Annotated in this window: 12 protein-coding genes; 8 read left to right on the forward strand and 4 right to left on the reverse strand. The window is 51.1% G+C overall.

Annotated features, from left to right (window positions below):
* Positions 1-73: 73 nt before the first annotated feature.
* The 3 genes from IPI86_RS21445 to IPI86_RS21455 form a co-directional block, all read right to left on the reverse strand.
* Positions 74-1048 carry an aldo/keto reductase gene (locus IPI86_RS21445; RefSeq protein ID WP_345300069.1) on the reverse strand — a complete coding sequence of 325 codons (975 nt, stop codon included), beginning with the start codon at positions 1046-1048 and terminating at the stop codon, positions 74-76.
* 90 nt (positions 1049-1138) lie between these two features.
* Positions 1139-1546: a hypothetical protein gene (locus IPI86_RS21450; protein ID WP_345300070.1), complete on the reverse strand. Its 408-nt coding sequence runs from the start codon at positions 1544-1546 to the stop codon at positions 1139-1141.
* A gap of 72 nt (positions 1547-1618) precedes the next feature.
* A complete protein-coding gene (locus IPI86_RS21455; RefSeq protein WP_345300071.1) occupies positions 1619-2344 on the reverse strand; it encodes an alanyl-tRNA editing protein in 726 nt (241 codons plus the stop codon).
* 188 nt (positions 2345-2532) lie between these two features.
* Here IPI86_RS21455 and IPI86_RS21460 point away from each other — a divergent pair, with 188 nt between their 5' ends.
* From IPI86_RS21460 to IPI86_RS21495, 8 genes are all read left to right on the forward strand, one after another.
* Complete coding sequence (locus IPI86_RS21460; protein ID WP_345300072.1) at positions 2533-3462, forward strand: ATP-binding cassette domain-containing protein; 930 nt, start codon at positions 2533-2535, stop codon at positions 3460-3462.
* Between the two features lie 11 nt (positions 3463-3473).
* A complete protein-coding gene (locus IPI86_RS21465) occupies positions 3474-4214 on the forward strand; it encodes an ABC transporter permease (RefSeq protein ID WP_345300073.1) in 741 nt (246 codons plus the stop codon).
* Positions 4214-5833: a GldG family protein gene (locus IPI86_RS21470; protein ID WP_345300074.1), complete on the forward strand. Its 1620-nt coding sequence runs from the start codon at positions 4214-4216 to the stop codon at positions 5831-5833. The genes IPI86_RS21465 and IPI86_RS21470 overlap by 1 nt, the downstream gene beginning before the upstream one ends.
* Before the next feature lie 3 nt (positions 5834-5836).
* On the forward strand, positions 5837-6574 hold the full coding sequence (locus IPI86_RS21475) for a DUF4340 domain-containing protein (protein WP_345300075.1): 738 nt from the start codon (positions 5837-5839) through the stop codon (positions 6572-6574).
* 176 nt (positions 6575-6750) lie between these two features.
* On the forward strand, positions 6751-7965 hold the full coding sequence (locus tag IPI86_RS21480; protein WP_345300076.1) for a sigma-70 family RNA polymerase sigma factor: 1215 nt from the start codon (positions 6751-6753) through the stop codon (positions 7963-7965).
* A gap of 73 nt (positions 7966-8038) precedes the next feature.
* Positions 8039-9238 (forward strand): glycosyltransferase family 87 protein, encoded by a 1200-nt coding sequence (locus tag IPI86_RS21485; RefSeq protein ID WP_345300077.1) that lies wholly within the window; start codon positions 8039-8041, stop codon positions 9236-9238.
* Positions 9235-10689, forward strand: a complete 1455-nt coding sequence (locus IPI86_RS21490; RefSeq protein ID WP_345300078.1) for a hypothetical protein — start codon at positions 9235-9237, stop codon at positions 10687-10689. The genes IPI86_RS21485 and IPI86_RS21490 overlap by 4 nt, the downstream gene beginning before the upstream one ends.
* Entirely contained in the window at positions 10686-12227 is a 1542-nt protein-coding gene (locus IPI86_RS21495; protein WP_345300079.1) for a hypothetical protein, read from the forward strand. Before IPI86_RS21490 ends, IPI86_RS21495 begins: the two co-directional genes overlap by 4 nt.
* Before the next feature lie 134 nt (positions 12228-12361).
* Here IPI86_RS21495 and IPI86_RS21500 read toward each other — a convergent pair whose 3' ends face one another.
* Positions 12362-13678 carry a heme o synthase gene (locus tag IPI86_RS21500; protein ID WP_345300080.1) on the reverse strand — a complete coding sequence of 439 codons (1317 nt, stop codon included), beginning with the start codon at positions 13676-13678 and terminating at the stop codon, positions 12362-12364.
* Between the last annotated feature and the right edge of the window lies 1 nt (position 13679).

A 13679-nucleotide genomic window follows, 5' to 3' on the forward strand; every position in this document is an offset into this window, starting at 1 on the left:
GAATTGAAAACACATATAGTAAAACGCGCTCCATTTATGGAGCGCGTTTTGCTATTGCATCGGAATGCAGACTTCAGTCCTCGTCCGTTTTCCAAGCGGTCAACTTGTTCAAGGTGGCGATCTCATCGTCCATCAAATGGACATCCAGCGCGCCGAGGTTTTCTTGCAATTGCTCAATGGAAGTCGCCCCGATGATCGGGCTGGTGATAACCGAGTCGGACAACATCCACGCCAGAGCCACCTGAGAAATGGACGCCTTGTGGCGCAAGCCGATCGATTCGATCTCATATAAAAGGGAGAAATTCTTTTCGGTCATCGCGCGTTTACGGCCTTCGGCACGTCTGCTCTCCGGCAGCGGTTCATTCCTGCGATATTTACCCGTCAAAAATCCCCCCGCCAACGGACTGTACGGAATGACCGCAATCTCGTAAGCTTTACAGACATCCCGCAATTCCCGTTCGAATTCATCACGATAGATCAGATTGTAGTGAGGTTGAAGGCTGTCGTATCGAACCAGATTGAGTTTGTCCGAAGTCCATAGCGCTTGCATCAACTCCCAGGCAGCATAATTCGAAGCGCCGACATAACGCACCTTTCCCTGCCGTACCAGATCGTCAAACGCCTGCATCGTTTCTTCAATGGGCGTCGAATCATCCGTCCAGTGGGACTGATATAAATCGAGATAATCGGTCTGTAAACGGCGCAGGGATGCCTCCACTGCATTCATAATATGGCCGCGACTCAAACCTTCATCGTTGGGACCTTTCCCCATTTCGCCGCGCACTTTGGTCGCCAAAACAACCTGGTCACGCGGAATCTTATTCTGTTTCAACCAATTGCCGATATAGGTTTCTGAAACGCCGCCGGGATTCCCATCCACCCATTTGGAATAAATATCCGCCGTATCGAAGAAATTGATCCCCGCATCAAAGGTGGCTGAAAGGATTCTGTGCGAATCCGCCTCGTTCAAAGACCAGCCGAACTGCATGGTTCCCATGCACAATGGGGAAACCTTGAACCCCGTCCTCCCGAACTTCCTATATTCCATGTGAGCCTCCATCTATATGGATTATACGCTCGCAAACAAAAAATGCGGTCATCACAATGACCGCATTTTTTGAAGAAATACCACCGATAATTATTGAACCGAGAATAGTTGCTCGGCAACCTTTGCGCCGTTCATGTGGATCTCCACCTTGTACTGCGCAGGCGGGAATCCGCCGTCTGTGCTTTCGATCTGGGCGTAGATCGTTCCTTCGTCATTGTAGGTGTAATCGGTGACGGTGAAGGGCTCGTTCGGGTCCTGCCCATCCAAAGTCAACGCGAACCAGCGGACCTGGAACTGGGCGCCAGCTTCGATACCATTGACATCGAAGAACACAAAAATAACATCGGTCGGCGCAAACGTGGTGGTCTTATTGGTACCTTCCGCGTCATTCGCCATATAAACATTAGACACGCCCGCCGGGGCGCTGGATCCGCAGGCGAGCACCGAGGCAAAAAGCACGGCCACAACAAGCAGGATCGAGAGGTTTCGAATTTTCATTTTTCACATTCTCCTTTGGTTATTCTCTGCATTATATTCAGCGAAACAAAAAAAGCCACTCCCCAAAACGGGCTATTCGATCTCGATATAAATTCGTTTGTTGATCGCGCCTTTGCTCTTGTAATCCACAACCTTTACACGGCCCACTTCGGAAGTATTCATCACATGCGTGCCGCCATCGGCTTGCAGATCGAGGCCGACGATCTCCACAGTACGCACCTGCGAAATGCCTTCGGGCAATAGATTGATCTTGGTGCGGATCAGATCGGGAATTTGGAACGCCTCTTCGCGCGGCAGGATCTTCACCCGAATATCGCGTCTATTCTGGACCTCAAGATTGACCGCTGCTTCGATATCACGGACCAGCTCCCCGCGCATGGTCTCGAATTCAAAATCCATGCGGCCTTTGAGCGGATCCATGTCACCGCCGGTGACTTTTGCGCCATAATCGCGAAAGACCGTGCCGCACAGGATGTGCAGCGCTGTATGGGTGCGCATCAACTGATGTCGCCGTACCCAGTCCAAGGTCCCCGCGCAGCGTGAAGCGGTATTGAGAGTCGGCAAAGGCTCGGTTCCACCGAGAAAATGAAGGACGTCGTCACCCTGCTTCTTCACCTTTTCCACCGGATAGCGGATGCCCGCCACTTCCAATGCCCCAAAATCGCAGGGTTGGCCGCCTCCACCAGGGTAAAAAGCGGAACGATCGAGTACCACCGAGCGGGATTCTGAATCTACAGAAAGGATGGTGGCTGAAAACTCTTTGAGATAGGAATCGGTTTGGTAAAGGAGTTCGGTCATACGCAGATTATAGTCGAAGGCTTGAAAAATTAGCGTTAGATTAGAAGTTAATTACCCGCTTGACTTTGCGACTCTACATATTGTATAGTAATCAACGGCAAAACAGATAAGGCACCGCCCACGGGTTGTGCCTTTTATTTGGTAACACCCCATTTTTACAACAAAAAATTTTATTGCAAGGAGAGGCAATGATCAAAGTTAGTGGTCTCACAAAGGACTACGGCGCCCGCCGCGCCATTAATAACCTGAAGTTCGATGCCCAGCAGGGAGAGATCGTCGGCTTCCTCGGCCCCAACGGCGCCGGGAAGACCACCACCATGCGCATCCTGACCGGCTACATGCCCCCCACAGACGGCGAAGCCATTGTGGCTGGTTACGATGTGGTGGAGGAGTCGCTGGAAGTGCGCAAGCGTGTTGGGTATCTGCCTGAAACGGTCCCGTTGTATACGGATATGACCGCCTTCGATTATCTGAAGTTCATGGGCGAGCTGCGCCACATCCCCAATGTGGATGATCGCGTGGAAGAAGTGTTGGACATGGTCGGCCTGATCGACCGCGCCGACGGATATATTGGCAACCTGTCCAAGGGTATGCGCCAGAGAATTGGGCTTGCTCAAGCGCTGCTGCACAGACCCGAGGTATTGATCCTCGACGAACCGACCATTGGCCTTGACCCTGGCCAGGTTGTGGAAGTGCGTGAACTGATCCGCGAGATCGGCAAAGAGCGCACGGTTCTGCTTTCCACGCACTTACTTAATGAAGCGCAAAATATCTGTGACCGTGTGTTGATTATCAATAAAGGCAAGATCGTCGCAGAAGATACCACCGAAAACCTGCAAGCCCGCCTGATCGGCGCCGAACGCGCCGTGCTGCGTGTGCGCGGCGAATCTGATGATGATCTTGTAAAGACCATCCGCGCCATCAAAGGCGTGCAAGCCGTGGAAACCAAGGATGATGGCATGGTGGAATTTGAATTTGCCTCCGGCAAGGATGTTCGCCCCGAAGTTGCCAAACAGGTGATCAAATCGGGCTATGACCTGCTTGAATTGCGTCCGATCGGCATGAGCCTCGAAGAAATCTTCCTCGAACTCACCGGCTCTGATTCGAAGAATAAATAAAGAGGGATTCCATGAGAACCATTTGGACCATCGCAAAACGCGAATACGATAATTACTTCAACAGCCCGCTGGCCTATGTCGTGGCATTCTCCATTGTCCTGCCGGTTGGGATCTATTTTTCATTGATCATGTACGTCAGTGCCCAGCAATCCATGATGGGCGGACCTCCGCCAGACAGCACCCCCATCAACTGGCTGTTCGTCTTTTTGATGATCTTCCTCAGTCCCGCGCTGACCATGCGTCTGCTTTCAGATGAAGCGCGTATGGGTACCCTTGAATTGCTGCTGACCGCCCCGGTGCGCGATTTCGAACTCGTGGCTGGCAAATTCCTGGGCGCGTTCCTGTTCGTTCTGACCATCGCGTTGTTCACGCTCATCTTCCCGATCATCATCAACAACTTTGTCACCCCGGGAATCGATTGGAAGGTGATCATCGCCTCCTATATCGGCCTTGTTCTCGTTTGCGGCGCATTGCTGGCGCTTGGCACAGGAATTTCGGCCATCTTCACAAACCAATTCGCCGCATTCTTCGTCACATTCGGCTTGTTCTTCTTCCTTTGGTTCATGGTCAACCTGCCGGCAAACTACCTGCAACAAGGCGGGGATGTGTACAACTACCTGAGCTTGTCCCAGCATTTCTCCTCGATGAACAGGGGAACCATTGCTCTGGGCGATATCGTTTACTACATAAGTCTCATTGCATTGGGCCTGTTCGCAGGCACCACCGCAATTGAAATTCGGAGATGGCGCTAATGGCTGGTAACAAGAAAAATCCTTCCGCTCAGTACGCTGTAATTGGGCTGATCCTTGCCGGGCTTGCCTGTGTTTCAACAGGATTGACCGGCGTGGCAAAGGGCATGGTGGCTCAACAGATCTTCACCCTCGATGGCACCATATCCGATAATATCAACCTTGCCTTCAATATCAGCCTTGCATTGATCGTGATCGGACTCGCCGCTTATGCGATCATGTCACCCGACAAAGTGCGCCGCTTCCTTACTGGACGCCAGGCACGCTACGGTTCCAATTCGCTGATCCTCACTTTGGCATTTCTCGGCATCCTGATCGTGACCAATGTGCTCGTTTTCCAAAATCCCGATTTTCTCAAATCCCCCTGGGATATGACCGAGGACCTATCCAACACGCTGGCACCTGAAACGCTGCAAGCTTTGGAAACCCTGCCTGGAAAAGTAACGGCCATAGCCTATTACAGCTTGAACCTCGATTCCACCAATGCCGAAGAACTTTTGGTGAAATTCAAGAACAACAGCAAAGGCAATTTCGATTACAAGTTCATTGACCCAGATCAAGACCCCGTTTCTGCCCGTGAGGCAGGCGTCACCGGTGACGGCAAGATCCTGCTCAAAATGGGTGAAACTCAAGAGATCGTTTCCTTCGCCAGCGAGTCTGAATTGACCCAGGCCTTGATCCGCTTGATCAACCCCGGTGAACGCGCAGTCTACTTCCTTCAGGGACACGGCGAACCCGCCCTCGAAGCCGGGAACGGCCAGTTGAGTTTCTCCATCGCCAAATCCACTTTGGAATCGAAAAACTATACCGTCAGTCCGTTGAATCTGCTCTCCACGAATAAGATTCCCGATGACGCACTCGCGATCATCATTGCTGGCCCCATGAAGCCGCTCGCCAGTTCTGAGATGGTCCTGCTCAAGGAATATATGGAAGCAGGCGGTTCACTGGTCGTGATGGAAGACCCCACCATTGTGACGGAATTCGGCGACACGTTTGATCCGCTCGCCAAATATCTGGATTCCGACTGGGGCATCAAACTGAATGAAGATATTGTGATCGACCTTGTGAACTCGCAGAATCCGCTCCAGGCGGTTTCCTCGCAGATCGTCGAGCACCCGATCACACAGAACCTGACCCAGAATTACATCGTCATTCTTCCGCAAGCCCGCAGTATCAGCGTTACCGCCGAACCCGTGGAAAATGTCACCACAACCCCGATCATTTTGACCACAGACCAGTCATGGGGCGAAACGGAAATGTCCGCAGAGACCCAGCCCGTATTCGATGCTGAAAAGGACAATCCCGGTCCGCTGAATCTCGCGGCTGTGGCAGAAAACTCGATAACCACAGGACGCGTGGTCGTCTTCGGCAACTCGCTGTTCGCCACCGATGATGTCTTCGACGCCTATGGCAATGGCAATATGTTCATCAACTCAGTGGATTGGGCCGCAGAGCAGGAAGATCTGATCAACATCACCCCGCGTGAACAAACTCCGCGCATGTTCACACCGCCGACAAATGGTGTGTTCATCATTATGATCATCATTTCGATATTCGTGCTGCCGGGTCTGGTCGTTTTCTCAGGTGTCTCCTCCTGGCTTGCGCGCCGCAAGAAGGGTTAGAAAATGCCTCGAAAAACCACAAGCGATTCACAGCCGACCCCGCGCCAGAAGAAAACAAGGGCTGCATCTGGGTCAGCAAAGGAAGCGCCCGTTACCAAGCAGCAAAAACCTGTCTTCAGTGTGGGCACCTTGTTCACATTGGTTTTACTGGCAGCCCTGCTAGCGCTGACGATTTATCTCAACCAAAATAAGGATGCCATCCCAGAGGAAACGCCGACAACGGCAGTCACGAATCTGTTCCCTGCGACAGATGGCACGCCCTCCAGCATTGAAGTGAAACCTGCCGAGGGAGAAGCGGTCCGCATTGTCCGTAATGAGGAAAATGTCTGGGTGCTGGAACTGCCCTACGAAACAGAAGCAGACCAGGGGTATGCTGAAGCGGCGGCGACGCAAGTCTCCGCAATTCGCGAGATCAGCGTTGTCGAGGGCGAGCTCAGTGACTTCGGTTTGGATAGTCCCGATTATGTTGTTATAGTCAAGTTTGCGAGCGGCAAAACACATACGCTTGAAATTGGCGACCTGACCCCGTCGAACAGCGGATTTTATGTGCGCATCGACAAAAGCCGCATCGTGGTGGCAGGTATGAGCGGTCTGGATGCGCTGTTGCAATTACAGTCGTCCCCGCCCTACTTGAACACTCCGACACCGACGCCTACAGAGCCTCCACCGACCGAGACGCCCACGCCTGCCCCGCCGACAGAAACAGCTACTCCTGAGGCATCCGTAACCCCAACGCCTTAATGGGTTTAATAACTCTGTTGTGAATAATACGAACGTCCGGATTGGCTCCGGACGTTCGTAATACAAAAGCATTGCAAAGCATCTGAAAAGTGGGCGGGTATTGATTTTCACGCTAAAAAAGTGTATTCTGATTTAGCAGTTTGCTGACAAATATATTTTGAAAGTTGGATATGTAAATGGATGTAGAGAAAATATTGATCGTTGACGACGAAGAAGAATTTTCAGCTATTGCACGACTCGTTGAACTGGGCCGCCAAAAATCATACGTAACGCTGGACGATATCCTGCATTTCTTCCCCGAAGCCGAGCAGGATGTGGAGCAACTCGAAGAAGCCTTTTCAGCCCTCTTGAGCGCTGGCATTCCATTTATGGAAGATACCATCACTCCCGAGCCTACCGAAGACGAACTAGCCGCAGTTGAACAGACAACTGAACCAGAGGATTTACCTGATCCTTCCCTCGATGATTATCTGGCCAACATCGATACCGATGATACGATCGGCTTGTACCTCAAAGAGGTCAGCCGCGTACCGCTATTGACCGCGGTTGAGGAAGTGCAACTGGCCCAGCGCATCGAGCGCGGCCGCTCTGCCCGTGAGGAACTTGCCCACGGCAGCGTCACCAGCAAGCGTCGCCTTGAACTTCGCCATTCCATCGAGGATGGCTGGGCTGGCCGTGAACACCTCATCACCGCGAATTCACGTTTGGTGATCTCTGTAGCCAAGAAATACATGGGACGCGGCGTTCCCTTCCTTGACCTGATCCAGGAAGGCAACATTGGCTTGATCCGCGCGACAAAGAAGTTCGATTATCGCCGCGGACACAAATTTTCCACCTATGCAACATGGTGGATCCGTCAGGCTGTGACACGTGCCATTGCCGATCAGGGACGCACCATCCGCGTGCCTGTGCATATGGGCGACCAGATCAACAAACTCCTGCGCGTACAGCATCAGCTTACCCAGCGCCTTGGGCGCGAACCAAGCGTGGATGAACTTGCCGTCGCTCTGGATGTGCCGCCCAAGAAGGTTGAAAATATGATTCAGGTGGCGCGTCGTCCGCTCTCGTTGGAAACCCCGACGGATGACGAGGAAGATTCGGTGCTCGGCGACTTCATCGAAGACGATGAGGCTCCCCCACCCGACGAAACCGCGACCTACAACCTGCTCCGCGAACATCTCGGCGAAGTGTTGAACGGATTGCCCCCGCGCGAAGTGCGTATTTTGCAATTGCGCTACGGTCTGCTTGATGGGCAGGCTTACACCCTCGAAGAAGTGGGACGCAAAATGGGCGTCACCCGCGAGCGCGTGAGGCAGATCGAAGCGCAGGCGCTGAGCCGCTTGCGTCACCCATCCATCCGCAGGAAACTGCGCGACTATTTAGGCGAATAAATTACAAAGCCCTTGAGAGATCAAGGGCTTTTATATTATCTGCTACAATACCAAAACTCGGGCATCTGCAGATATGAAAATCAGAATCGATCTTTCACGAACAGCCATCATCGTCATGATCATTTCGCTGGCGCTGGTTTATCCCCTGCTCTGGATGAAAATGCTCGCAGACCCCGTCCAATACACAGGTGCGGACTTTATCGCATTCTACGCAGCGGGACGCATCGCCGACAATGAAGGGGCAGCACAAGCATACAACTTGAATTTGCAAAAAAAATATCAGGAGGGGGTCGTCAATCGTGAGATCGAATTGCAGGAAACCTTTCCCTACATTCACCCGCCTTTTGTGATTCCGCTTGCTCAACTTGCAACAACAGCCGATTACCTCATCTCTTTTCAGAGATGGACATTATTGATGAGCCTTGCCTTTGCGGCAGGCATTCCCTTCCTTACAGCATTGACCAGGGAGCATCTTCCGCGCAATCAAAATCTGATCCTTGCCATCGGCATCCTTTTGTTTTTCCCAGTATTTCAAAGCATTCTTTTGGGACAAGATAACGCCATCATGTTCTTAGGTCTGTCCCTGCTGATCTGGGGCATTTTTCGAAAAAAGGACTGGGCAGCGGGGCTGGGACTCGCGCTCTGCACCATTCGGCCGCACTTTGCAATATTTTTACTACTCCCCTTCATTTTTCAGCGACACACTGTGTTGAAATGGTTCGTTCTCTCTGCTTTCGCGCTGGCGCTGTTCAGCCTTTTTTATACAGGCTTCAGCGGTATGAAGGGCTTCATCAACATCCTTGCTGTTAGTGGCAGCGGAGAAGGCTTCAGGACCAATGAAGAGAACATGATCAATCTCATCGGACTTTTACGAAGGCTCTTTCCGTTTCTATCCTCCGCATTGATCAGAACTATAGGGTGGATATTCTATGGGCTTGCCTTATTATCCATGAGCATTTATTTCTGGCGAAATAGCGTGAACCTTTCGGAAAATGAAATCAGCCTCACCGCCGTAGCTGCAATCCTTTTTTCGCCCCATTCCCATGCCCAGGATCTAATTCTGCTCATCGCACCAATCGTGGTGCTGATGCTCATCTTGTTAAAAAGAGATTCTCTACCTGCCAAAAATATTGTTTTGATTCCCTTGTCCATATCGCTTCTGCTTTTATTCAGTTATTATTCTCCGCTATTGACACACACCATTCCGTATGTGCTTATGTTCGGCCTGCTTTTTGCCATATGGAAATATCGAGTCAATCCCACAAACCCATGACACAATCCAACCGTTTCTTTATCACCATCGTTTTTCTTTTGGTCGCCGTCATCGCCATCAACCCGCCCGTGGATAATGACATGTGGTGGCACTTGCGCGCTGGCGATGAAATGTGGCATCAAGGAAAAATCCTCCTCACCGACCAATTCTCGTACACCAAATATGGCGAAGATTGGGTCAACGCGTTCTGGATCTCAGATCTCGCACTCTACGGCTTATGGAAGGTCGGCGGATTTTTTGCCATCACATTGACTGTGTCTCTTCTGGCAGCGGCTGTGCTTTGGATCGTCTTCAAGCAGATGACAGGCACGATCATTCTGCGCGGACTGCTGGTCATTCTCGCGATGATGGGGATGATCGCAAACTGGACTCCCCGTCCGCAGCTGCTGTCCTTTCTCCTGCTTGCATGGCTGGATTCTTTTTTAAATCAGCACATTAATTTTAAGAGACAGCCGCTTTGGGCCCTGGTCATTCTTTTTGCGCTGTGGGGCAATCTGCACGGCGGATTTATCTGGGGCGCACTGCTTTTACTGGCCACCCTTGCTGGTGAAACCTTCAACAACCTGCTGGGGAATCAACCCAAATTAAGTTATAGGGAAATCGGCTCTTTGGGAGGCTGGAGCGCAATAGGGCTTCTCGCAGTCTCCATCAACCCAAATGGATTTGAGTTGTGGAAACTTCCTTTCCAACAGGTGGATGTCTCACTTGCGATTCAAGAGTGGCTCTCGCCAGACTTTCACCAACTTTACGCGCACCCGATGCTATGGCTATTATTCCTGCTGATATTTGGCCTGGCCTTCGCCGAAAAGCGGATTTCCTTCACCGACCTTTTCAAGGGGCTTGGATTTGCCTATTTGTTCTTCTTCGCCCAGCGCAATCTCGTGGCATACACCATCATCATATTACCCATCGTGGAAAAATTCCTTTCGCCAGCACTTGCAAACCTTGCCGCTGCGCCAGAGGTAAAAACCTTTTTGGAGCGTTTCTCCAAACAAACATCTGAAAAACAACTTCCACCAAAGGTCGCGGCAGTGATCAATAATTCGCTGACTGGCTTATTTGTGGTTCTGCTTCTGGGATACGCCTGGGCGGTTTCAATACCCGAGAGCATCGCAAAGGAAGTCCCTGCGCAAGCAACTGCATGGATCAAGCAGAATCAGCCGCGCGGACCCATTTTCAACTCCTACAATTGGGGCGGATATCTGACCTGGGAACTGCGCGAGTATCCCGTTTTCATCGATGGGCGCGCAGACCTATACGGCAATGAGATGATTCAAGAGTGGGTTCATATCTCCGAAGGAACGGAAAAGGGACTCGCGCTCCTGGAATCGCATCAGATCAACCTGATCTATCTGGAACCTTATCAGGCACTGCTGGGGAAACTTGATCCGCAACAATGGGAAATGGTCTACGGCGATTCCAAAATCGTGATCTACCAAAGAAGGCAATGAAAAACGTACAATCGCACGCCAAAGATGTCACTGCATTTTTCCTGCTGCTTGCCTTCATCTTCGGGCTGGCGGTACGGCTCTACCCCCTTTTCAAAACAAATTTCCCGCTGGTAGATGGCGGGATGTTTTATTCCATGATCATGGATCTACGGGCATCAAATTTCACACTGCCCGCGTTCACTTCCTACAATCAGGCAAATATCCCGTTTGCCTATCCGCCACTGGGGTTTTATCTGGCGGGTCTGCTCAACCTGCTAACCAATATTTCAGTTTTGGATATCCTACGCTGGCTGCCTGTCAGCATTACCGTTTTGAATATTCCACTTTTTTATTTGCTTTCAAAGAATATCCTTGATTCAGGACCAAAAGCAGCGCTTGCCACTTTGATCTTCACACTCACACCAAACTCCTACTGGTGGAATATCGTCGGAGGCGGGTTGACGCGCTCGCTTGGAACCTTATTGTTCACAACAACTGTTCTGTGCGTTTACCAAATGTATCGGCGCAGATCAAGATTTTGGGTTGTAGCGGCAGTTTTCAGCGCGGCGGGAGTCGTGTTGAGTCATCCTGCATGGGCAGTGCAATCTGCTGTGGTATCTGTCATTCTCTGGTATTTTTTCGGCAGGGACAGGCAGGGAATTTTGTACTCAGTAATCGTCGCAGCAGGTGTCCTTTTGCTGACATCTCCCTGGTGGGTTAATGTCATTCAAGAGCACGGGGTCGGCACGCTGCTCAATGCAGGACAAGGCACTTATTCGCGGCTCAAATTTTGGACTGTGTTCTTCACGCTTTCATTCACCGATGAATACACACCCGTGATCGCGGTATTCGGGCTGTGCGGATTATTCATGCACGCTGCAAAAAAGGATTATTTTCCGATCGTGTGGGTATTCCTTTGTTTGTTCGTTGAACCGCGCGGCGGAATCGCAGCCTCCATTTTTCCATTTTCCATCATGGCCGCAACCGTGCTTTCAGATGGAATTGCATCGCGTCTCGTTCCTGAAAACACTCCGCCAAACGCTTGGATGGACGCGCTCAAATTCAACAGCGGACGATTGTTCTTCGGATTCTTCATCCTTCTTTTCACGTACAATGCTTTTCAAGTTTCAGACACACTTTCACATCAAGTATTGAGCCCTGAAGAGCGGCAGGCAATCGAATGGATTTCATTGAATACAAATTCAGCAGATCGTTTTTTGGTTTTGGATCAGGAGAGCAACCCTCTGCATTCCCCGCTGACGGAATGGTTTCCTGCCCTGGCAGAACGGCAAAGCATTGCAACCATTCAAGGCACCGAATGGTTGATCGGAAAAGAAAGCTATGTCAACCAATACGACACGATCGCAGCCGTTCAACAGTGTATTTACTCAAACATGGATTGTGTTTACAAACTACAAAGCAATCTCCCCGATGACTACGACTACATCATGTTATCTGTGGCAGGCGGACAAAGCCCATTGATCGATTCACTCAACAACAGCAGTGATTTTTCGCTGGTCTACTCGACCGATTCTGTGAAGATCTATCAAACCGAATAAACGCTTATGAAAGCATCAAACTGGCATTCAAAATGCCTAGTGGATCTGAGCATCCTGATGAAACCTCAAGCTTGAATTCACTGAAAATTGAGAAGGCTAGAAAAAAAATCCTCCGAGAGTTCGGAGGATTTTTTCTACACAACTGCGTCGATCATCAATGCTAAAAAGATGAACGCCAGGTACATGCTCGACCAGCGATACATCGTCCATGCCACCTTGTTCCCGCCGACCTTGAAAACCCTCCACGCAGCATATAGCAGGAAGCCACCCAGCACAACTGCCGAAACCGCATACACCATCCCCGCAAGATTGAAAATTGGGAGCAACAGCGTAACCGCGATCAATTCAACGGTATAGATCAGGATATGCTTGCGCGTCTTTTCCTCACCATGAACCACGGGCATCATTGGCACACCCGCCTTCTCGTAATCCTTCATGCGGACAATGGCCAATGCCCAAAAATGCGGAGGTGTCCACATGAATACGATGGCAAACAGGATCCACGCCGCGAGGCCGAGATTCCCTGTCGCTGCCGCCCAGCCCACCATCGGCGGAATGGCCCCCGCCCCGCCGCCAATCACAATATTCTGCACGGTCGCCTTCTTCAGCCAGACGCTGTAAAAGAAAACGTAATAGAAGATTCCCGTGAGAGATAACAAAGCCGCCAGTAAATTCACGAAACCAGCCATCACATAGTAACTGGTCAAACACAGCGCAAGACCGTAAGACAAACCCTCCGCTGCTGTCAAACGCCCATCAGCGAGAGGCCGCTTGGCTGTACGCTGCATGTTCTTATCCAATTCGCGGTCAATATACTGATTCAACGCGCTGGAGCCCGCAGCGGCCAGCGTGCCGCCCAACAGGGTCCAAAATGTGAGCGAAGCGGAAGGCCAGGCCTGCGAACCAGCCACCAAGCCACTGTAAGTGGTTACCAACAGCAACAGAACAATGATGGGTTTGGAAAGAATGAAAAAATCCTTCGCTCGCTGGCGATAATCGAATTTCACAACCACATTCGTATCAACAGCAAGTACCCCGGAAAGGTACACCAGTGAGCCCAACGATATCCACAAGGCGACAGCGGTCAGAGCATGCAAGACGACCAGGTGCACAGGATAGGAGCGAGTGACCTCGACCGCACCGATCAAAGCCTGCCCGAAAAATAACACGCCTGTCACGGTTGTCAACGGCAAAAGTACGTTCTGGTCACGTTGTTCACGCCATGCTTTTCGCAGCAGCCATACCATCAACAACATTGCCACACCCACCAATGCAAGGTGGGCAAGCTTCAAATAACCCAGCGGTTCGGAAGGCACGCACAAAGGCCAGCCAAGGCAGAACGCCCAGGCACCCGTCACGGTGACAATGCGCCCGACAACGGTCAGCAAAAAAACAACGACGAACAATATCAATGTCAAACGCGCAAAAGACGAACGAAGAGAATACTTCATG

Origin of the sequence: Candidatus Villigracilis affinis, assembly GCF_016705895.1 — a bacterium.
In the GTDB taxonomy this organism is placed as follows: Bacteria; Chloroflexota; Anaerolineae; order Anaerolineales; family Villigracilaceae; genus Villigracilis; species Villigracilis affinis.

Bases quoted from the DNA above. Each gene is read 5' to 3' on its own strand.
- IPI86_RS21465 (WP_345300073.1), top strand. From the start codon at position 3,474: ATGAGAACCATTTGGACCATCGCAAAACGCGAATACGATAATTACTTC.
- IPI86_RS21495 (WP_345300079.1), top strand. From the start codon at position 10,686: ATGAAAAACGTACAATCGCACGCCAAAGATGTCACTGCATTTTTCCTG.
- IPI86_RS21490 (WP_345300078.1), top strand. From the start codon at position 9,235: ATGACACAATCCAACCGTTTCTTTATCACCATCGTTTTTCTTTTGGTC.
- IPI86_RS21480 (WP_345300076.1), top strand. From the start codon at position 6,751: ATGGATGTAGAGAAAATATTGATCGTTGACGACGAAGAAGAATTTTCA.
- IPI86_RS21470 (WP_345300074.1), top strand. From the start codon at position 4,214: ATGGCTGGTAACAAGAAAAATCCTTCCGCTCAGTACGCTGTAATTGGG.
- IPI86_RS21455 (WP_345300071.1), bottom strand. From the start codon at position 2,344: ATGACCGAACTCCTTTACCAAACCGATTCCTATCTCAAAGAGTTTTCA.
- IPI86_RS21500 (WP_345300080.1), bottom strand. From the start codon at position 13,678: ATGAAGTATTCTCTTCGTTCGTCTTTTGCGCGTTTGACATTGATATTG.
- IPI86_RS21460 (WP_345300072.1), top strand. From the start codon at position 2,533: ATGATCAAAGTTAGTGGTCTCACAAAGGACTACGGCGCCCGCCGCGCC.
- IPI86_RS21485 (WP_345300077.1), top strand. From the start codon at position 8,039: ATGAAAATCAGAATCGATCTTTCACGAACAGCCATCATCGTCATGATC.
- IPI86_RS21475 (WP_345300075.1), top strand. From the start codon at position 5,837: ATGCCTCGAAAAACCACAAGCGATTCACAGCCGACCCCGCGCCAGAAG.
- IPI86_RS21445 (WP_345300069.1), bottom strand. From the start codon at position 1,048: ATGGAATATAGGAAGTTCGGGAGGACGGGGTTCAAGGTTTCCCCATTG.
- IPI86_RS21450 (WP_345300070.1), bottom strand. From the start codon at position 1,546: ATGAAAATTCGAAACCTCTCGATCCTGCTTGTTGTGGCCGTGCTTTTT.